We start from the raw sequence: 19,395 nt of genomic DNA on the forward strand, positions 1-19,395 counted from the left end.
CAAGCTCAGTATGATGGGCGCCGTTGCGCGCGATGAGGAGTTGCAAATGTTCCGTTCTTTCCCGTTCAATACCGGCCGCTGGGCGGCCGTCCTGGCCGTATTCGGGGCACTGGTGCTGAGCGGATGCGCCACCCCCACCGTATCGGCGCGCGTCACCTCGTTCCAGCAATGGCCTGCCGGGGTCGAAGGCCAGACTTACCAATTCGTGCCGGCCGAGCCGTCGCAGGCCAATAACCTCGAATACCAGTCCTACCAGGACATGGTTCGCGCCGGTATCGGCGCCACCGGACTGGTGGAAGCCCAGGGCGGCGCCAAGGCCCGTTTCAATGTCTCGTTCCGTTATGGCACGACGCAGACGCAGGTCATGGTGCGGCGCCCGTACGATCCGTATTTCAATGGCGGTTACGGTTATGGCGGTTTCTACGGCCCGCGTCCCTGGGGCGGTTACTACGGCTACTGGGGTCCCGAATGGGTCGACGTGCCCGTGGTGGCCCAGCGCAATACGCTCACGCTGCAGATCCACGACAGCCAGCGGGGCGGGGCCGAAGTCTATCGGTCCAGCGCTTTCATACTCAGCGAGCAGGACAATTTCATGCGCATGATGCCCTATCTGGTTCGTGCAATATTTGACAACTTTCCAGGAAATAATGGCGCCGAGCGCGAAATCCAATTCCCGGTTCAGTAAATTTCAGCAGCCCGCAAGGGTTGTTCGAAAATAAAAAAGGCGCACCATTTTGGTGCGCCTTTATTTTTCTTACTGAAAGATAGGTTTTATTCTTTGATAAGAAAACTGTCGCGCGTGGCCCCCGCGGCTTCTTCCGCGGCGAGCCAGCGAGGCGCCTTGCCGCGGCCGCTCCAGGTCTCCCCGGTCTGGGGATGACGGTACTTGGGCGCAACGGCGCGTTTGGCGGCGTTGGCGGGGCGGGCGGCGGCGCCGGTCTTGCGGCGACCACCGCTGCTGGCGGTGCGAACGGATTTGCCAGCACCAAAGGCGGCGGCAATTTCTTCGGGCGTGATGTCGTACTCGCGCATCGAGGTGATGATCGAAGCGATCACCGGCTTGCGACGCTTGGTCTGGAGGACTTCAGCCTTCTTTTGGAGCTTGTTGATTTCCTTTTCGATCTTTGCTTGCAGAGCTGCGTAGGTTTCTCGGGCCATGGTTATTCCTGATTATGGAACTGCTTTAATCGCCGGCGGAGTTATGTTTATTTGTTGTGCCTCGCATAATACAGAAGTTACCGAGCCATTGCCGCAGTTTCGGACTAATTACTTTGTATCAAAACCGCCTGAGAGCGTTCAGTCTTGCGGCTTCCGGCCTGGAACAAGTATTGGGAATGATATTCCCAAATTTGGGACTAATTGAAACAAGATAGTCTTTGGTTCACAGGGCGGACGAATGCCGCCGGTCGGGCGCCGAATTGCACGGTTTTGTTTCACGAAGCGAGCGGATGGGAAGGGAATCGGTATTTTTCGCGGTAACGGAACACGCCTGGCCAGGGTTTGGCAAACTCCGCGGATGAAGAATGCGCGCGGCAAATCAGTGGTAGGACGACATGGATACCGTGGCATATTCGCGGGATTTGGCCAGGGTATGCGGATTTTCATTCCCATCCTGCGAGAATGGTATGCGTGCCCGTTGCGCCGTGTATTTTCCCGGGTGTTCATTTTGTCGTTGGGTTGTATGACAAGTTTTTGATCCAAGCGCGGCAGGCCGATTTGGCGCGTCCGGACGGCGACGGAGCCGCCGGCGTCCGGGTCGTGCCGGGGGCTTTCTTATTTTGTGCCGCGATTCCGCAACAGTTTGGGAACAGTCCCCAATTGGTTAACTTGATAGACAATATTCGCGGCCCGGGACGCCGGACCCGTGTCGGCGTTACGATAGAGGCTTGCGTGTCACGGCTGCCGCGTTTTCCGCGCCTGCGCCCCCAAACAGAGTCCTATGAAAATCATCGATCCCGCTATTGCATCCCTGGCCACCGCCAAATCGCTGTTGCTCGACCCCTGGGGGCTGACCGAGGCCGACATGGCGCGCGCGCTCGGCGAAATCTTCACCCACAAGGTCGACTATGCCGACCTGTACTTCCAATACACCCGCAGCGAAGGCTGGAGCCTGGAAGAGGGCATCGTCAAGACCGGCAGCTTCTCCATCAGCCAGGGCGTCGGCGTGCGCGCCGTGAGTGGCGAGAAAACCGCGTTTGCCTATTCCGATTCGCTGTCGCCCGAGGCGCTGCTGTCGTCGGCCCACGCGGTGCGCGGCATCGCCCGCCGCGGCGCCGGCAAGGTCAAGGTCGCGGCGCAGGTCGAAGCCGAGATGGGCCGCAGCCTGTATGCGGACATCGATCCGGTGGCCACGCTGAGCGCCCCCGAGAAGGTCGCCTTGCTTGAACGCATCGAACGCATGGCGCGGGCCCGCGACCCGCATGTGATCCAGGTCATGGCCGGCCTGGGCGCCGAGTACGACGTGGTGCTGGTAGCCGGCAGCGATGGCCGCCTGGCCGCCGACGTGCGCCCGCTGGTGCGCCTGTCGCTGACCGTGATCGCCGAGCGCAACGGCCGGCGCGAAATGGGCCATGCGGGCGGCGGCGGCCGGCTGGGGCTGGCATATTTCACCGACGAAATGCTGCAGGGCTACGTCGAGCGCGCCGTGCACGAAGCCATGGTCAACCTGGAAGCCCGTCCCGCGCCCGCGGGCGAAATGACGGTGGTGCTGGGGTCGGGCTGGCCCGGCATCCTGCTGCACGAAGCGGTCGGCCATGGCCTGGAAGGCGACTTCAACCGCAAGGGCTCCAGCGTGTTCTCGGGCCGTATCGGTGAACGCGTCGCGTCCAAGGGCGTGACCGTGGTCGACGACGGCACCATCCCCGACCGCCGCGGTTCGCTCAACATCGACGATGAGGGCAACGCCACCCAGCGCAACGTCCTGATCGAAGACGGCATCCTGCGCGGCTACATGCAGGACACCCTGAATGCGCGACTGATGAAGACCGCGGCCACCGGCAACGGCCGCCGCGAATCGTTCGCGCACCTGCCGATGCCGCGCATGACCAACACCTACATGCTGGCCGGCGACAAGGCGCCAGAGGAAATCATCTCGTCCGTCAAGCGCGGCCTGTACGCGGTCAATTTCGGCGGCGGCCAGGTCGACATCACCAACGGCAAGTTCGTGTTCTCGGCCTCCGAGGCCTACATGATCGAGGACGGCAAGGTGACGTATCCGGTCAAGGGCGCCACGCTGATCGGCAACGGCCCCGATGCCATGACCCGCGTCACCATGATCGGCGACGACCTGAAACTGGATTCGGGCGTGGGCACCTGCGGCAAGGATGGCCAGAGCGTGCCGGTGGGCGTGGGCATGCCGACCGTCCGCATGGAAGGCCTGACGGTGGGCGGCACCGCGTGAAATGGGGCGCCGTCCGCCGCTGAAATCCGGCGTGACGGCTCCAAAATTTTGTGCTAGAGTCTTTTCCCATGAAATTCGCGTCCCCCGCCTTTTACTTTTACTTTTATGGTTTTCTGAAGCCGCTGGCGGAGGAAGGGACGCGCTCAATCTGAAGTTTGGAAAGAATCCCCCCAAAAAAGCCGCCAGCGAACTGGCGGCTTTTTTTGTGCCGTCAGCTTGAGGAACACCCCGGGACCGATCCCGGTGGCGGGAAACCCAGGAGCAGTACCGTGTCACACAATACCGACGACCTTCGCATCCGAGAAATCAAAGAGCTGAATCCGCCCGCGCACGTGATGCGCGAGTTCGCCTGCACCAAAGAGGCCTCCGACACCGTGTTCGCCGCCCGCCAGTCGATGCACCGCATCCTGCATGGCATGGACGACCGCATGATCGTCGTGATCGGCCCGTGTTCGATCCACGACACCCGCGCGGCGATCGAATACGCGAAACGGCTCAAGCCGGTGCGCGACCGTCTGAGCGCGGATCTGGAAATCGTCATGCGCGTGTATTTCGAGAAGCCGCGCACCACGGTCGGTTGGAAAGGCCTGATCAACGATCCGGACCTGGACGGCAGCTTCGACATCAACAAGGGCGTGCGCGTGGCGCGCGAACTGCTGCTGGGCATCAACAGCCTGGGCCTGCCGGCGGGGTGCGAGTTCCTGGACATGATTACGCCGCAATACATTGCGGACCTGGTTTCCTGGGGGGCGATCGGGGCGCGCACGACGGAGAGCCAGGTGCATCGCGAACTGGCGTCCGGATTGTCGTGTCCGGTGGGTTTCAAGAATGGCACCGACGGCAATGTGAAGATCGCGGTCGATGCGATCAAGGCGGCGTCGCAGCCGCACCACTTCCTGTCGGTGACCAAGGGCGGGCATTCGGCCATCGTCTCGACGGCGGGCAACGAAGACTGTCACGTCATCCTGCGGGGCGGCAAGACGCCGAACTACGATGCCGCCAGCGTCGACGCGGCCTGCCAGGACATGTCCAAGGCCGGCCTGGCGCAACGCGTGATGGTCGATGCCAGCCACGCCAACAGCAGCAAGAAGCCCGAGAACCAGCCGCTGGTGATCGAGGACGTGGCGCGCCAGATGGAAGCCGGCGACGCGCGCCTGGTCGGCGTGATGGTCGAAAGCCACCTGCTGGGCGGCCGCCAGGACATGGTGCCGGGCACGCCGCTGGTCTACGGCCAGAGCATCACCGACGGCTGCATCGACTGGGATGCGTCGGTGGCCGTGCTCGAGCGCCTGGCCCATGCCGTGCGTGAACGCCGCCGCGTCGCGCTGACCTCCGGCAAATAAGGCAGGATTGCCGCAAGCCGCCGCGGGCGGCGGTTTGCGGCGCAGCAAGGCGGGCGGCGTAGAATAGCCGGATTACCCAACCCGAGAATCCGCTGATCATGAATGCTCCCCTGCACGCTGAATCGCTGCGCCGCGCGGTGCCGGCCGCCTGTCTCGAGGCCCTGCGCGCCCGCTTTGGCGATCGTTTCTCCGAGTCTTCCGCGGTGCGCGAGCACCACGGCCGCGATGAATCGCCGTATCCGGCGATGCTGCCCGACGCCGTCGTCTTCGCCCAGAGCACCGAGGAAGTCGCCGAGGTCGCCAGGCTGTGCAACGAACACCGCGTGCCGCTGATTCCCTATGGCGCGGGTTCGTCGCTGGAAGGCCACATCCTGGCGATCCAGGGCGGCATCAGCCTGGACCTGTCGCAGATGAACAAGGTGCTGGCCGTCAACGCCGAAGACCTGACCGCGACGGTGCAGGCGGGCGTGCTGCGCAAGCAGCTCAATGAAGAGATCCGCAGCACCGGCCTGTTCTTCCCGATCGATCCGGGCGCCGACGCCAGCCTGGGCGGCATGGCCGCCACGCGCGCCTCCGGCACCAACGCGGTGCGCTACGGCACCATGCGCGAAAACGTCATGTCGCTGACCGTGGTCACCGCCGACGGCCGCATCGTGCGCACCGCCGGCCGCGCCCGCAAGTCGTCGGCCGGCTACGACCTGACCCGCATCTTCGTCGGCAGCGAAGGCACGCTCGGCATCATCACCGAAGTGACGGTGCGCCTGTATCCGCAGCCCGAGGCCGTGTCGGCCGCGGTCTGCAACTTCCCCACGCTCGACGCCGCGGTGCAAAGCGTGATCGAGATCATCCAGATGGGCGTGCCGGTGGCGCGTGTCGAGTTCATGGACGCGGCCAGCGTGCGCGCCGTCAACCTGCACAGCAAGCTGACGCTGCGCGAGACGCCGCTGCTGGTGTTCGAATTCCACGGCAGTCCGGCGGGCGTGCAGGAGCAGGCCGAGACCGTGCAGGCCATCACCGCCGAGCATGGCGGCATGGACTTCGAATGGGCCGAGCGCCCCGAGGACCGCAGCCGCCTGTGGACCGCGCGCCACAATGCCTACTTCGCCGGCCTGCAGCTGCGTCCGGGATGCCGCGCCAGCACCACCGACGTGTGCGTGCCGATTTCGCGCCTGGCCGATTGCGTGCGCGACACCGTCGAGGAACTGGACCGGGCCAGCTTCCCGTACACCATCGTCGGCCACGTCGGCGACGGCAATTTCCACGTGCTGATGTTGCTGGACGCCGACAGCGAACGCGAATGGCAGGAGTCGGAAACCATCAACCACAACCTGGTGCGGCGCGCGATCGCCGCCGACGGCACCTGCACCGGCGAACACGGCGTCGGCCTGCACAAGATGCAGTTCATGGCCGAAGAGCACGGTGACGACGCGCTGGACCTGATGCGCAGCCTCAAGCATGCGTTCGATCCGAACAACATCCTGAACCCGGGCAAGATCGTGTCCTGGTGAGTCGTCCCAAGGGGCGCAGGTGAAGGCCGGCGGGGCGACCCGCCGGTTTTTTTTCGTCCAGCGGAACCGGCGACGGGCATGGCCGAGAGGCATTCCCAATGGATGGGAATGAAGCGGGCGCCTGGGCCGGCAACGTCCATGTCCATTCGGCGCGCAGGGACTTTACGGCTGGTTACGTCTGTGCGCCCTTGTGGCCGGCGGATGTACGCAGGATGCGGGTAAATCCCGGCCTGCGTCCAATCTGCGGTCGCGCTATTGTTGCGCTCATGAATTCACTGGTCGAAACCGGCCTGGCTCAAGCGCAGGCGCCTTATTCGTTGCAGCAACTCGTCGAGGCGTTGTCGGCCGCGCTGCCGTCGCATTGCGTGCTGTTTCGTGAAGAGGACACGCGTCCCTACGAATGCGACGGCCTGTCGCTGTACCGCGCGCTGCCGGCGGTAGTGGCCCTGCCCGAGAGCGAAGAGCAGGTGCAGGCCGTGATGCGCATCTGCAAGCGCCTGAATGCCCCGGTGGTCGCGCGCGGCGCCGGCACCGGCCTGTCGGGCGGCGCCATGCCGCACAGCCAGGGCGTGCTGCTGGGCCTGTCCAAATTCAATCGCATCAAGCATATCGACCTGGCCAGCGCGACCGCGGTGGTCGAGCCCGGTGTGCGCAACCTGGCCATTTCGGAGGCCGCGGCGCCCTATGGGCTGTACTACGCGCCGGATCCTTCCAGCCAGATCGCCTGTTCGATCGGCGGCAACGTCGCCGAGAATTCGGGCGGCGTGCATTGCCTGAAGTACGGCCTGACCGTGCACAACGTGCTGCGGGTGCGCATGGTCACCATCGACGGCGACGTGGTGGAACTGGGTTCCGAGGCGCCGGACGCGCCGGGACTGGATCTGCTGTCGGTATTCATCGGCTCGGAAGGCATGCTGGGGGTGGTGACCGAAGTGACGGTCAAGCTGATTCCCAAGCCGGCCTGCGCCCAGGTCGTGATGGCCAGTTTTTCCAGTGTCGAGGCCGCGGGCAACGCGGTGACGCAGGTGATCGCCGACGGCATCATTCCCGCCGGGCTCGAGATGATGGACCGGCGCGCCACGCACATGGTCGAACCCTTCGTGCGCGCCGGCTACGACATGGACGCGCAGGCCATCCTGCTGTGCGAATCCGACGGCACGCCGGAGGAAGTGGCGCACGAGATCGCGCGCATGGAAGCCATCTTCCGCGCGGCCGGGTCCACCCGCTGCCAGGTGTCGGCCTCGGAGGCCGAGCGGCTCAAATTCTGGGCGGGGCGCAAGAACGCGTTTCCCGCCGCCGGGCGCGTGTCGCCCGATTACTACTGCATGGACGGCACGATTCCGCGCCGTCATCTCGCCCGGGTGCTGGGCGCCATCGAGCAAATGGAAGACGAGTTCGGCCTGCGTTGCGCCAACGTGTTCCATGCGGGCGATGGCAACCTGCATCCGTTGATCCTGTTCGATTCGAATAAACCGGACGAAGTGGAGCGCGCCGAGAAATTCGGCGCGGCCATACTCGAACTGTGCGTGCAGGTGGGAGGAACCGTGACTGGAGAGCACGGTGTGGGAATGGAGAAAATAAATCAAATGTGCGTGCAATTCTCTCGCGAAGAACTCGACGCGTTCCTGGCGGTCAAGCGGGCATTCGATCCGCCGTGCCTGCTCAATCCCGAAAAGGTCATACCTACGCTGGCCCGCTGCGCTGAATACGGCAAGATGCATGTACATGCGGGCGAGCTGCGCTTCCCGGATCTCGCACGCTTCTAGGACGTCTCCCTTATGGATTTCGTCCTGTCGGAATTGTGCGACCAGGTCATGACGGCTCGCGCCGGTCACAAGCCGCTGTTCGTCATGGGCGGCGGCAGCAAGGCGTTCTACGGCAACTACCGGCCGGTGACGCCGCAGGATGGCCATTGCCTGCTGGACATGACCCCGTATCGCGGCATCGTCAGCTATCACCCGTCGGAACTGGTGGTGACGGTCAGGGCCGGCACGCCGCTGGCGGAGCTGGAGGCGGCGCTGGCCGAGCACGGCCAGATGCTGGCCTTCGAACCCCCGCATTTCTCGCCCGCCGCCACCATCGGCGGCTGCGTGGCCGCGGGACTGTCGGGGCCGCGCCGCATGAGCGCCGGCGCCTTGCGCGACTTCGTGCTGGGCGCGCAGCTGCTGGATTCCGACGGCCGGGTGCTGTCGTTCGGCGGCGAGGTCATGAAAAACGTGGCCGGCTACGATGTGTCGCGGTTGCTGGCAGGTTCGCATGGCATCTTCGGCGCGATCCTCGAAGTGTCGCTCAAGGTCGTGCCTCGGCCGATGGAAGAACTGACGCTGGCGTTGCCGGCGACGCAGGCCCAGGCCCTGGCCAGCTTCGCGCTGTGGCGCGGCAAGCCCTTGCCGATTTCGGCGACCAGCTGGGTGGGCGGTGCCGACGAGGAAGGCCAGATGCACGTGCGCCTGTCGGGCGCGCGGCAGGTGATCGGCGGGGATCCGCTGGCGCCGGGGGCGGCGCAAGCCTGGTGGACCGGCTTGCGTGAACAGACCCATGCCTTCTTCGCGCCCGGCCAGCCGCTCTGGCGGCTGGCCTTGCCGCCCACCGCGGCCGCGGTGGGCAGCGGACAGGCCCTGGTGGAGTGGGGCGGCGGCCAGCGCTGGCTGTCGGGCGCGCAGGATGCCGCCGAGCTGCGCGAACTGGCGCAACGGTTGGGCGGCCATGCGACGCTGTTCCGTACGGCAGGCACGCGGCCGCCGACCGACGGCGTGTTCCATCCGCTGTCGCCGGGCGTGGCGCTGATTACGCGCCGCCTCAAGCAAGAACTCGATCCGGCGGGGCTGTTCAATCCCGGCCGGCTGGTCCTGGAGCTATAGGCATCATGCAAACCAATCTGGCAGCCTGGGCCCGCGATACCGACCTGGGCAAAGAGGCCGACGCGATCCTGCGGCGCTGCGTGCACTGCGGCTTCTGCACCGCCACCTGTCCCACCTACCAGGTGCTGGGCGATGAACTGGACAGCCCGCGCGGCCGCATCTACCTGATCAAGCAGGTGCTGGAAGGCGCCGAACCGACGCAGTCGACCCAGCAGCACCTGGATCGCTGCCTGACCTGCCGCAATTGCGAAACCACTTGCCCGTCGGGCGTGGAATATGGGCATCTGGTGGACATCGGCCGCCAGATCGTCGAGGAGCGGGTGCCGCGGCCGTGGGCCGAGAAGGCCAAGCGCAAGATGCTGCGCCGGGCCATGCTGTCGCCGCTGTTCGGGCCCGCCATGCGGGCGGGCCAGGCCGTGCGCGGGCTGTTGCCCGAGGCGCTCAAGCGCAAGGTGCCGGAACGGCGTCCCGCTGGCGCGCTCCCGCAAGTGGCCGGGCACGGCCGCCAGGTGCTGATGCTCGCCGGCTGCGTGCAGCCGTCGATGATGCCGACGATCGACGCCGCCACCATCCGCGTGCTGGATGCCATCGGCATCGGCGCGCGCATTGCCCCGGGCGCCGGCTGCTGCGGCGCCGCCAGCTTTCACCTGGACGCGCAGGCGGCCGCGCTCGACCAGATGCGCGCCAACATCGACGCGTGGTGGCCGCTAGTGAAGGATGGCGGGATCGAAGCCATCGTCATGAATGCGTCGGGTTGCGGCGCCATGGTCAAGGAGTATGCGCATCACCTGCGCCATGATCCCGCCTACGCCCAGCGGGCGGCGGACATCGTGGCGCTGGTCAAGGACGTGGCGGAAATCGTGGCGCCGCACGCGGCGCAACTGCGCCAGCGGCTGGCGGGCAAGGGCGCGCGGGCATCGTTCCACCCGCCATGCACCCTGCAGCACTGGCAGGGACTGCGGCCGTTGTCGGAACGATTGCTGGTCGAGTTGGGGTTCGAGTTGCAGCCGTTTGCGGAGCAGCACCTGTGCTGCGGCTCGGCGGGCGCGTATTCAGTGCTGAATCCCGAAATCGCGTTGGCGCTGCGCGACCGCAAGCTGGCCGCGATCGCGCCGGCCGCGCCGGACGTGATCCTGTCGGCCAATATCGGCTGCATCGGGCACTTGCAGAGCGGCACCAGCACGCCGGTGCGGCACTGGATCGAAGTGGTGGACGAGCAACTGGCGCCGGCCTGATCGCGCGGACGTTGCCGCGGACATTGGGCGCGCGGCCGCAGCCTGGCAGGAAGCGGCCCCGCGGATGCGCATGCGCATCGCGAGGCCACGCGCATCACTCCACGGCCTTGACCATGTCTTCCAGCACCTTCTTGGCGTCGCCGAAGACCATCATGGTGCGGTCCATGTAGAACAGTTCGTTGTCCAGGCCGGCGTAGCCGGAGGCCATCGAGCGCTTGTTCACGATCACGGTGCGGGCCTTGTAGGCTTCCAGGATCGGCATGCCGGCGATCGGCGACTTGGGGTCGTTCTTGGCCGCCGGGTTGACCACGTCGTTGGCGCCCAGCACCAGCACCACGTCGGTCTGGCCGAATTCGCTGTTGATGTCTTCCATTTCGAAGACCTGGTCGTAGGGCACCTCGGCCTCGGCCAGCAGCACGTTCATGTGCCCTGGCATGCGCCCCGCCACCGGGTGGATGGCGTACTTGACCGTCACGCCGCGTTCGGTGAGTTTTTCGGCCAGTTCCTTGAGCGCGTGCTGAGCGCGCGCCACCGCCAGGCCGTAGCCCGGCACGATGGTGACGCTTTCGGCGTTGGTCATCAGGAACGCGGCGTCGTCGGGGCTGCCCGACTTGACGCTGCGCTGCTGGCCGCCCCCAGCCGCCGCGGCCTCGCCCGCCTGGCCGCCGAAGCCGCCCAGGATGACGTTGAAGAACGAGCGGTTCATCGCCTTGCACATGATGTACGAGAGGATGGCGCCGGACGAGCCCACCAGCGAGCCGGCGATGATCAGCATCGGGTTGTTGAGCGAGAAGCCGATGCCGGCCGCCGCCCAGCCCGAATAGCTGTTCAGCATCGACACCACCACCGGCATGTCGGCGCCGCCGATCGGGATGATGATCAGCACCCCCAGCACGAAGGCGATCAGCGTCATGATGACGAACGGCGTCCACGCCTGCGTCAGCATGAACCACACGCCCATCGCCAGCATCAGCAGCGCGAGCGCCAGGTTCAGCATGTGCTGGCCAGCGAACACCACGGGTGCGCCCTGGAACAGCCGGAACTTGTATTTGCCCGACAGCTTGCCGAAGGCGATCACCGAACCCGAGAAGGTGATGGCGCCGACGAAAGTGCCGATGAACAGCTCGAAGCGGTTGCCGGTGGGGATCAGCGTGCCGGCGGCGACGATGCCGAAGGCGTGCGGCTCGGCCACCACGGCCACGGCGATGGCGACCGCCGCCAGGCCGATCATGCTGTGCATGAAGGCGACCAGTTCGGGCATCTTGGTCATTTCGACGCGCTTGGCCATCAGCGTGCCGATCGAGCCGCCGACCAGGAGGCCCAGCAGCACCCAGCCCAGCCCGATGGTGGCGGTGCCCGAGCGCGCCAGGCCGACGATGAGCGCGCCGGTGGTCAGCACCGCGATCGCCATGCCGGCCATGCCGAAGGCGTTGCCCAGGCGCGAGGTGGTGGGGTGCGACAGGCCCTTGAGCGCCTGGATGAAGCAGACCGAGGCAACCAGGTAGAGCAGCGTGACGAGGTTCAGCGAGATCATTTCGCTTCCTCCTTGGCCGGCTTCCTGTCCTTTTTCTTGAACATCTCCAGCATGCGCCGCGTGACCAGGAAGCCGCCGAACACGTTGACCGCGGCCAGCGCCACGGCGAACACGCCCATGCCGCGCGCCAGTCCGCCTTCGGTCAGCGCCGCCGCCAGCATGGCGCCGACGATGATGATGGCCGAGATCGCGTTGGTCACCGCCATCAGCGGGGTATGCAGCGCGGGGGTGACGTTCCAGACCACGTGGTAGCCGACGTAGATGGCCAGCACGAAGATGATGAGATTCATCAGGGTGGGATTGATCGCTTCCATGCTTTCAGCTCCTGCGCGTCACATTGCCGCCTTCGCACACCAGGCAGGCCGCCACGATTTCATCGTCGCGCTGGATTGCCAGCGCGCCGTCCGCGTTGATGATGAGTTTCAGGAAGTCGAGGATGTTGCGGGCATAGAGCGCCGACGCGTCCGTTGCGACCAGGCCGGGCAGGTTGGTCAGTCCGACCAGCGTCACGCCGTGTTTCTCGACCACCTTGCCTTTCTCTGACAGCGGGCAGTTGCCGCCGCGTTCGACCGCCAGGTCCACCAGCACCGAGCCGGGCTTCATGGCCGCGACCGTCTCGGCCGATACCAGCGTGGGCGCGGGGCGGCCGGGGATGAGGGCGGTGGTGATGACGATATCGGCTTGCTTGCAGCGTTCCGACACCAGCGCTGCCTGCCGCGCCATCCAGGCCGGCGGCATGGGGCGGGCATAGCCGCCCACGCCTTGCGCGATCTCGCGTTCCTCGTCGGTCTCGAACGGCACGTCGATGAACTTGGCGCCGAGCGATTCGACCTGCTCGCGCGCGGCGGGGCGCACGTCCGAGGCCTCGACCACCGCGCCCAGGCGCTTGGCCGTGGCGATGGCCTGCAGGCCGGCAACGCCGGTGCCCAGTACCACGGCGCGCGCGGCCTTGAGCGTGCCGGCGGCGGTCATCATCATGGGGATCAGGCGGCCGTAGTGGTGGGCCGCCAGCAGCACGGCCTTGTAGCCGGCCAGGTTGGCCTGCGACGAGAGCACGTCCAGGCTTTGCGCGCGGGTGATGCGGGGCGCGGCTTCCAGCGCGAATCCGACCAATCCGACGGCGGCCATCTGCTGCAGGCCGTCGGCATCGAAGGGATCGAGCATGCCGATGACCACGCTGCCGGGTTTCATCTGCGGCAGTTCGGCCGCAGACGGCGCGCGAACCTTCATCACGAGCTCCGCCCCCAATGCCTCCTGAGCGGTGCCGAGCGTGGCGCCAGCGGCTGCGTAGGCTTCGTCGAGATAGCGCGCCGCAGTGCCCGCGCCACGCTCCACGACAACGGTGTGTTTGCCGCCTACGTACTTCTTGACGGTCTCTGGTGTTGCTGCGACACGGGTTTCCCCGTCTCGGGTTTCCCTTGGTATCCCGATGTGCATCGACGCCTCTCCTCAGAAGGTTCGCCGTAGTTATAACGGATATACGCCCGGGGGAGGAGGTTCGGCGGGGCGCAAAAGAAAAGCCCCATGGGGTTAACCATGGGGCTTTGGGGCTCGCGCCCCGGTCATACCGGCCAGGCTGACAGCTGGCTGCTGGCCGGCACCCGGCGCGCAGGCGTCCGGCGTCAGGCCGTCTGCGCGCGAGTCCAGTCGATCAGCGCGGCGGTGAGATCGCGCAGGTCGGCCTTGAGGCGGCCGTAGTTGGCCGACGGACGCAGGCTGGCTTCGTCCATGTAGAGCTTGCGGTTGATTTCGATCTGCAGGCTGTGGCGGCCTTCGTCGGGACGGCCGAAGGCGCGCACCAGCTCGACGCCCTTGTAGGGGTCGTTCACGGTCACGTTGTAGCCGCGCTCGCGCAGCCAAGCCGCGATGAATTCGCGGAAGGCCGGATCGCTGGTGCTGCCGTCGCGGTCGCCCAGCACGAAGTCGGGGTGGACCAGGCCGGGGCGGTCGGTGGCGTAGGCGCCGGCGACGCTGGGCATGGAGTGGCAGTTGATGTGCCAGACCTTGCCGAACTTCTGGTGGGCGCTGTCGAGCACCTGGCCGAGGGCGGCGTGGTACGGCTTCCAGCAGGCCTCGATGCGGTGCGTCACTTCCTCGACGCTCAGCTTGCGGTCGTACAGCGGCGTGCCGTCATCCAGCATGCGCCAGATCAGGCCCTTGCCCAGCTTGACCTTGGGCGAGGCGTTGACCGCGCCGGGCCAGGCCTGGTCCAGCAGCAGTTCGTCGATTTCGTCGGGGGCGCGATTGGCGTCGATATAGGCGCGCGGAAAGCTCGCGGCGATCATGGGCACGCCCATGTCGATGGCGTCGCCCCACAGATCGTCAACCCAGGTGTCCTCGGCGGTGCGCAGGGCGCCGAAATCGACCGCGGGCGCGAAGTCGGGCGGGTAGGTGGTGCCGCTGTGCGGGGAGTCCAGCACCAGCGGGGCCGAGGGCGCCGAGTTCGGATATTGCTGCGGGAGGTCGAGCCGATAGGACAGGGGTTGGGTAATTCGCATATGGGGGTATTGCGTTCGTGAATCGGAGATCCCCGCGCGCCGCGCGGGCGCGGCGGGGATCGAAGGTCGCTCAGTCGATCTTCACATTGGCTTCTTTGGCGATGCGCTTGTTCTTGGCGATTTCCGCCGAGATCTGCTTGGCAAACGCTTCCGGGCTGTTGGCGGCCGGTTCGGCGCCCAGCGCTTCCAGGCGCGACTTGACGTCGGCTTCGGCGCTGACCTTCTGCACGGCGGCGTTCAGCTTGGCCAGGATCGGGGCGGGCAGCTTGGCCGGGGCGACCAGGCCGAACCACGAGGCGTCGTTGACGGCGGGCAGGCCGACTTCGGCGAAGGTGGGCACGTTCGGCAGGCTGGCCACGCGCTTGGGCGCGGCGACGGCCATGGCGATCAGGCGGCCGGACTGCACATGTGGCAGGGTCGAGGGCAGGTTGTCGTACATCACGTCGACCTGGCCGGCCAGCGCGTCATTGAGCGCCGGACCCACGCCGCGGTACGGTACGTGCATCAGGTCGGTGCCCGAGGCCATCTTGAACAGTTCGCCCATCATGTGCGACACCGAGCCGTTGCCGGCCGAGGCGTAGGTCAGCTTGCCCGGCTGGCTCTTGGCCAGCTTGATGAACTCGGCCATGTCCTTGGCCTGCACCTTCGGATTGATGGTCATGATGTTCGGCACGGCGGCCAGGTTCGAGACCGGCGTGAAGTCCTTCTCGCCATCGAACGGCAGGTTCGGGTAGATGGCCGGGTTGATGCCGTGCGTGCTGACGGTGGCGATGCCCAGGGTGTAGCCGTCCGGCGCGCTGCTGGCCACGAAGGCGCTGCCGATCGAGCCGCCGGCGCCGCCGCGGTTTTCCACCACCACGGTCTGGTTCAGTTCCTTGCCGAGCTTGTCGGCGAACAGGCGGCCGACGATGTCGGTGGTGCCGCCGGGCGGGAACGGCACGATCAGGCGGATCGGCTTGCTCGGGTAGGCGTCTTCGGCATGGGCGATGCCCGAGGTCAGCGGCGTGGCCAGGGTCGCGGCGGCGACACAGAGGCCTAGGACTACATTACGGCGTTGCATGGATTCCCCTATGAATTGGAAAGCGACTGCGCAAAAGGCAGACGCAAACAGGAAGATTCTTTCGTGCAAGGCCGGTTTGCACAAACGAAAGTTTCTCCTTAAGCTATGACTTTTTTTCATGCCTCTTTTGCGGCGAAGTTTTCTTTTTGTAACTTCAAGCCCCGTCGACCGGGTCCGCAGGCATTCCCCCCATGAGACGGTTCTGTCCTTCGCTCACCGACCTGCAAGCCTTTGAAGTGGCCGCCAGGCACAGCAGCTTCACCCGCGCCGCCCAGGAGCTGTGCGTGACGCAGGGTGCGGTAAGTAAGCAAGTGAAACATCTGGAGGAGTTCGTCGGCGTCGAACTATTCCTGCGCATCAGGCAAGGGCTGGTCCTGACCGAGGCCGGCCGCAGCTACCTCACCAAGATCCAGGCGGGACTGGGCCAGATCGAGGCGGCCACCGTGGAACTGATCGCGCACCAGGGCCAGGGCGGCACGCTCAACCTGACATGTATGCCGACCTTCGGCGCGCGCTGGCTGATCCCGCGCCTGACGGCCTTCATGCGGTTGCGCCCGGACATCCACGTGGAATTCCTGCCGCACCGCCAGGGCTACGATTTTTCGTCGCCCGAGCTGGACGCCGCCGTCCGTTTCGGCGAGGGCATCTGGCCGGGCAGCGGCGCCGACTACATCGTCGGCCGCGAAATCCTGCCGGTCTGCAGCCCGCGCCTGATTCCCGGCGGCTGTAGCGTGCCGGCGGACCTGCTGGCCTACCCCCTGCTGCACCATACCTCGGCCCTGGAAGGCTGGCGCGACTGGTTCGAGCAAGCCGGCTGCGACACCCGGCGCAGCCTGGAAGGGGCGCGCTTCGACCAGTATGCATTGCTGTCGCAGGCGGCCGCCGCCGGCTTCGGCGTGGCGCTGATCCCGCGCTGCCTGATCGAGGACGAATTGCGCGACGGCAAGCTGGCCGTGGCGATCCAGCTGCCGATCCGCGCGCGCATGGGCTACTACCTGTGCTACCCCGAGCAGAAGGCCAACCTGCCCACCCTGCAGGCGTTCCGGACCTGGCTGATGGAAGTCTCGCGGGCGGCCGAGCCGCAGCCGCAGGACGCCGCCGCCCCACAGTAAAATGGCATCATCATGAGTCAAACATCCACCAAGAAGGGCCGCGTTGTCGTCGGCATGTCCGGCGGGGTCGATTCTTCGGTCACCGCCTGGCTGCTCAAGCAGCAAGGCTACGAGGTCGTCGGCCTGTTCATGAAGAACTGGGAAGACGACGACGATTCCGAATACTGCTCCACCCGCCAGGACCTGCTGGACGCGGCCAGCGTGGCCGACCTGGTCGGCGTGGAATTCGAATACGTCAATTTCGCCGCCGAGTACAAGGACCGCGTGTTCGCGGAATTCCTGCGCGAGTACTCGGCCGGCCGCACGCCCAATCCGGACGTGCTGTGCAATGCCGAAATCAAGTTCAAGGCCTTCCTCGACCACGCCATGGCGCTCGGCGCCGAACACATCGCCACCGGCCACTACGCCCGCGTGCGCGAAGTGGCCGCCGAGGGCGGCGGCTCGCGCTTCGAGCTGCTCAAGGCGCTGGACGGTTCCAAGGACCAGAGCTATTTCCTGCACCGACTGAACCAGGCGCAACTGTCGCGCACCCTGTTCCCGCTGGGCGAGATCCACAAGACCGAGGTGCGTCGCATCGCGCACGAGATCGGCCTGCACAATGCGGCCAAGAAGGACTCCACCGGCATCTGCTTCATCGGCGAACGTCCGTTCCGCGAGTTCCTGAACCGCTACCTGCCGACCGAACCGGGCCCGATCCTGACGCCGGAAGGACAGAAGGTCGGGCGCCACGAGGGCCTGTCGTTCTACACGCTGGGCCAGCGCAAGGGCCTGGGCGTGGGCGGCGTGAAGGGCCGCCAGCGCGATGACGGCACGGCCGAGGCCTGGTACGTGGCGCGCAAGGACCTCGAGCGCAATGTGCTTTACGTGGTGCAGGGGCATGACCATCCCTGGCTGCTGTCCGGTTCGTTGCGGGCGCAGGACGTCAGCTGGGTGGCGGGGCAGGCGCCTGCCGCGGGCGAATACGGCGCCAAGACGCGCTACCGCCAGGCCGATGCGGCCTGCCGCCTGGGCGACGCGACCACCGAGGGCTTCACGCTCGATTTCGCCGAGCCGCAATGGGCGGTCACGCCCGGGCAATCGGCGGTGCTTTACGATGGCGATATCTGCCTGGGCGGCGGCATCATCGTCTAGGCACGCCGGCCTGTGACGGGCCGTTGCAACACCGATAGCAGTTCCAGCCAGGCCCCGCGGGCGTCGCGTCCGCGGGGCCTGGCTCATGAAAAACGGCGCATGCCGACAACGAGGAGAGGGATGTGGATGTAACGATGGTGATTTGCCTGCTGGCGCTGGGCGCGGTGGCGGGCTTCGCGGCGGGGCTGCTGGGCATTGGCGGCGGCATGCTGCTGGTGCCGTTCCTGACGATGCTGTTCGCCTGGAAAGGCATGCCGGCGGACCTGGTGGTGCACGCCGCCATCGCCACCTCGATGACCTCGATCCTGTTCACCTCGATCTCCAGCGTGCGCGCCCACCAGCAGAAGGGCACGATCAAATGGCGCATCGTCTGGGCCATGGCGCCCGGCATCATCCTGGGCGGCCTGCTGTCGGGCGGCGCGGTGTTCGCGGCGCTCAGCACCCTGTGGCTGTCGCTGTTCTTCGCGCTGTTCGTGGGCTATTCCGGCTGGAACATGCTGCGCAACAAGAAGCCCAAGCCGAGCCGACAGATGCCGGGCGTGGTCGGCACCAGCGCGGCCGGCGCCGGCATCGGCTTCCTGTCGGGGCTGGTGGGGGCGGGCGGCGGCTTCCTGTCGGTGCCCTTCATGGTCTGGTGCAACGTGGCGCTGCACAATGCGGTGTCGACCTCGGCGGCGCTGGGTTTTCCCATCGCGCTGGCCAACAGCATCGGCTATGTGGTGTCGGGGCTGAACGAAGGCGCGACCCGCCCCGGCATGCTGGGCTACATCTACTGGCCGGCGCTGCTGGTGCTGGTGTGCGTCAGCGTCCTCACGGCGCCGCTGGGCGCGCGCATGGCGCACCGCTTGCCGGTGCAGACGCTGAAGCGGGTGTTCGCCTGCCTGCTGTTCGCGCTGGCCGCCTACATGCTGTTCAAGGCCGCGCAGGCGTTCTGGGCCTGAGCCGCAAGTGAAACCGGCCGCGCAAGGCGGCCGGAACGGTGCGGGACGATGCCGGGGGCCGTCAGGCCGTCTTGGGGATGGTGTCCACGAACGACTGGCGCTGCGACAGCTTGTCGTACAGGCGCGCCAGGTTGGGGTGGTTGGCGCGCCAGTCCAGCTCGGCGAAGCGCAGGTCCAGGTAGCCCAGGCCACAGCCCACGGCGATGTCGGCCAGGCTGTAGTTGATGCCCATGCAGTGGGCGTTCTCGCCCAGGCTCTTGTCCATGGCGTCCAGGCTGGCGTGGATCTTGCCGTACTGGCGTTCGATCCATTCCGGGCTGCGCTGCGCCTCGGGGCGCTGCTTTTCCTTGACGATGGTGACGCAGGCGTCCAGCAGGCCGTCGGCGATGGCTTCCCAGCACTTGACGGCCGCGCGGTCGCGGCCCGGCTGCGGAATCAGGCGGGCGACGGGGGACAAGGTATCCAGGTACTCGACGATGACGCGCGAATCGAACAGGGCGCCGCCATCTTCCATGACCAGGCAGGGCACCTTGCCCAGCGGGTTGTACGTTTGGATCTGCGTGTCGGCGGACCAGACGTTTTCGAGTTCAAGCCGATAATCCAGCTTTTTCTCGGCCATGACGATACGCACCTTGCGCACGTATGGACTGGTAAGCGAGCCGATCAGTTTCATGGATTCACAAGCGGAGTCGGAAAGCGGCCGAAGTATAGCAGGCCGCATGACGGCCAAACCGTCCGCGGGACGGAATCCCGCTCAGTTTGCCACAATGTT

The 19,395-nt window shown here is 66.2% G+C and carries 17 protein-coding genes; 10 read left to right on the forward strand and 7 right to left on the reverse strand.

The features are described from left to right. The first annotated feature begins 46 nt into the window (after positions 1–46). A complete protein-coding gene (locus ACVN9Z_RS15505; protein ID WP_006388438.1) occupies positions 47–685 on the forward strand; it encodes a DUF4136 domain-containing protein in 639 nt (212 codons plus the stop codon). An 86-nt stretch (positions 686–771) separates the two neighbouring features. Here ACVN9Z_RS15505 and ACVN9Z_RS15510 read toward each other — a convergent pair whose 3' ends face one another. Continuing rightward, positions 772–1,158 carry an H-NS histone family protein gene (locus tag ACVN9Z_RS15510; RefSeq protein ID WP_006388439.1) on the reverse strand — a complete coding sequence of 129 codons (387 nt, stop codon included), beginning with the start codon at positions 1,156–1,158 and terminating at the stop codon, positions 772–774. 781 nt (positions 1,159–1,939) lie between these two features. Between ACVN9Z_RS15510 and tldD the strand changes: the two genes are divergently transcribed. From tldD to glcF, 6 genes are all read left to right on the forward strand, one after another. Then, entirely contained in the window at positions 1,940–3,400 is a 1,461-nt protein-coding gene (gene tldD / locus ACVN9Z_RS15515) for a metalloprotease TldD (RefSeq protein WP_020924482.1), read from the forward strand. Between the two features lie 269 nt (positions 3,401–3,669). Then, positions 3,670–4,743, forward strand: a complete 1,074-nt coding sequence (gene aroG, locus ACVN9Z_RS15520) for a 3-deoxy-7-phosphoheptulonate synthase AroG (protein WP_458212377.1) — start codon at positions 3,670–3,672, stop codon at positions 4,741–4,743. Positions 4,744–4,841: 98 nt separating this feature from the next. After that, positions 4,842–6,251, forward strand: coding sequence for an FAD-binding oxidoreductase (locus tag ACVN9Z_RS15525; protein WP_024068245.1), 1,410 nt, complete (start codon positions 4,842–4,844; stop codon positions 6,249–6,251). Positions 6,252–6,517: 266 nt separating this feature from the next. Then, positions 6,518–8,017: an FAD-linked oxidase C-terminal domain-containing protein gene (locus ACVN9Z_RS15530; RefSeq protein WP_006388443.1), complete on the forward strand. Its 1,500-nt coding sequence runs from the start codon at positions 6,518–6,520 to the stop codon at positions 8,015–8,017. 12 nt (positions 8,018–8,029) lie between these two features. Next, positions 8,030–9,112, forward strand: coding sequence for a glycolate oxidase subunit GlcE (glcE, locus tag ACVN9Z_RS15535; RefSeq protein WP_458212378.1), 1,083 nt, complete (start codon positions 8,030–8,032; stop codon positions 9,110–9,112). Positions 9,113–9,117: 5 nt separating this feature from the next. Next, positions 9,118–10,347, forward strand: a complete 1,230-nt coding sequence (gene glcF / locus ACVN9Z_RS15540; protein ID WP_020924478.1) for a glycolate oxidase subunit GlcF — start codon at positions 9,118–9,120, stop codon at positions 10,345–10,347. A gap of 94 nt (positions 10,348–10,441) precedes the next feature. Here the strand turns inward: glcF and ACVN9Z_RS15545 are convergent, their stop codons facing one another. The 5 genes from ACVN9Z_RS15545 to ACVN9Z_RS15565 all read right to left on the reverse strand — a co-directional run bounded on the left by ACVN9Z_RS15545 (position 10,442) and on the right by ACVN9Z_RS15565 (position 15,439). Continuing rightward, on the reverse strand, positions 10,442–11,881 hold the full coding sequence (locus ACVN9Z_RS15545) for an NAD(P)(+) transhydrogenase (Re/Si-specific) subunit beta (RefSeq protein WP_020924477.1): 1,440 nt from the start codon (positions 11,879–11,881) through the stop codon (positions 10,442–10,444). Beyond that, on the reverse strand, positions 11,878–12,195 hold the full coding sequence (locus ACVN9Z_RS15550) for an NAD(P) transhydrogenase subunit alpha part 2 (protein WP_006388447.1): 318 nt from the start codon (positions 12,193–12,195) through the stop codon (positions 11,878–11,880). Before ACVN9Z_RS15550 ends, ACVN9Z_RS15545 begins: the two co-directional genes overlap by 4 nt. Before the next feature lie 4 nt (positions 12,196–12,199). After that, on the reverse strand, positions 12,200–13,318 hold the full coding sequence (locus tag ACVN9Z_RS15555) for a Re/Si-specific NAD(P)(+) transhydrogenase subunit alpha (protein WP_006388448.1): 1,119 nt from the start codon (positions 13,316–13,318) through the stop codon (positions 12,200–12,202). A gap of 185 nt (positions 13,319–13,503) precedes the next feature. Next, entirely contained in the window at positions 13,504–14,379 is an 876-nt protein-coding gene (locus tag ACVN9Z_RS15560) for an N-formylglutamate amidohydrolase (protein WP_049050987.1), read from the reverse strand. Positions 14,380–14,449: 70 nt separating this feature from the next. Then, entirely contained in the window at positions 14,450–15,439 is a 990-nt protein-coding gene (locus ACVN9Z_RS15565; protein ID WP_024068252.1) for a Bug family tripartite tricarboxylate transporter substrate binding protein, read from the reverse strand. A gap of 191 nt (positions 15,440–15,630) precedes the next feature. On the opposite strand from ACVN9Z_RS15565, the gene gcvA reads away from it, so the two are divergent. From gcvA to ACVN9Z_RS15580, 3 genes are all read left to right on the forward strand, one after another. Then, the gene (gcvA, locus tag ACVN9Z_RS15570) at positions 15,631–16,551 is read left to right on the forward strand and encodes a transcriptional regulator GcvA (RefSeq protein ID WP_006388451.1); all 921 of its coding nucleotides are present in this window, start codon (positions 15,631–15,633) and stop codon (positions 16,549–16,551) included. Positions 16,552–16,563: 12 nt separating this feature from the next. Next, entirely contained in the window at positions 16,564–17,682 is a 1,119-nt protein-coding gene (gene mnmA / locus ACVN9Z_RS15575; protein ID WP_006388452.1) for a tRNA 2-thiouridine(34) synthase MnmA, read from the forward strand. 122 nt (positions 17,683–17,804) lie between these two features. Further along, a complete protein-coding gene (locus tag ACVN9Z_RS15580; RefSeq protein WP_024068253.1) occupies positions 17,805–18,623 on the forward strand; it encodes a sulfite exporter TauE/SafE family protein in 819 nt (272 codons plus the stop codon). A gap of 61 nt (positions 18,624–18,684) precedes the next feature. Here ACVN9Z_RS15580 and ACVN9Z_RS15585 read toward each other — a convergent pair whose 3' ends face one another. Next, the gene (locus tag ACVN9Z_RS15585; RefSeq protein ID WP_006388454.1) at positions 18,685–19,296 is read right to left on the reverse strand and encodes a glutathione S-transferase; all 612 of its coding nucleotides are present in this window, start codon (positions 19,294–19,296) and stop codon (positions 18,685–18,687) included. Positions 19,297–19,395: the final 99 nt, after the last annotated feature.

The sequence above is a fragment of the Achromobacter sp. KK8 genome, from assembly GCF_054188005.1.

Bases quoted from the DNA above. Each gene is read 5' to 3' on its own strand.
- ACVN9Z_RS15505 (WP_006388438.1), top strand. From the start codon at position 47: ATGTTCCGTTCTTTCCCGTTCAATACCGGCCGCTGGGCGGCCGTCCTG.
- ACVN9Z_RS15510 (WP_006388439.1), bottom strand. From the start codon at position 1,158: ATGGCCCGAGAAACCTACGCAGCTCTGCAAGCAAAGATCGAAAAGGAA.
- tldD (WP_020924482.1), top strand. From the start codon at position 1,940: ATGAAAATCATCGATCCCGCTATTGCATCCCTGGCCACCGCCAAATCG.
- ACVN9Z_RS15525 (WP_024068245.1), top strand. From the start codon at position 4,842: ATGAATGCTCCCCTGCACGCTGAATCGCTGCGCCGCGCGGTGCCGGCC.
- ACVN9Z_RS15530 (WP_006388443.1), top strand. From the start codon at position 6,518: ATGAATTCACTGGTCGAAACCGGCCTGGCTCAAGCGCAGGCGCCTTAT.
- glcE (WP_458212378.1), top strand. From the start codon at position 8,030: ATGGATTTCGTCCTGTCGGAATTGTGCGACCAGGTCATGACGGCTCGC.
- glcF (WP_020924478.1), top strand. From the start codon at position 9,118: ATGCAAACCAATCTGGCAGCCTGGGCCCGCGATACCGACCTGGGCAAA.
- ACVN9Z_RS15545 (WP_020924477.1), bottom strand. From the start codon at position 11,881: ATGATCTCGCTGAACCTCGTCACGCTGCTCTACCTGGTTGCCTCGGTC.
- ACVN9Z_RS15550 (WP_006388447.1), bottom strand. From the start codon at position 12,195: ATGGAAGCGATCAATCCCACCCTGATGAATCTCATCATCTTCGTGCTG.
- ACVN9Z_RS15555 (WP_006388448.1), bottom strand. From the start codon at position 13,318: ATGCACATCGGGATACCAAGGGAAACCCGAGACGGGGAAACCCGTGTC.
- ACVN9Z_RS15560 (WP_049050987.1), bottom strand. From the start codon at position 14,379: ATGCGAATTACCCAACCCCTGTCCTATCGGCTCGACCTCCCGCAGCAA.
- ACVN9Z_RS15565 (WP_024068252.1), bottom strand. From the start codon at position 15,439: ATGCAACGCCGTAATGTAGTCCTAGGCCTCTGTGTCGCCGCCGCGACC.
- gcvA (WP_006388451.1), top strand. From the start codon at position 15,631: ATGAGACGGTTCTGTCCTTCGCTCACCGACCTGCAAGCCTTTGAAGTG.
- mnmA (WP_006388452.1), top strand. From the start codon at position 16,564: ATGAGTCAAACATCCACCAAGAAGGGCCGCGTTGTCGTCGGCATGTCC.
- ACVN9Z_RS15585 (WP_006388454.1), bottom strand. From the start codon at position 19,296: ATGAAACTGATCGGCTCGCTTACCAGTCCATACGTGCGCAAGGTGCGT.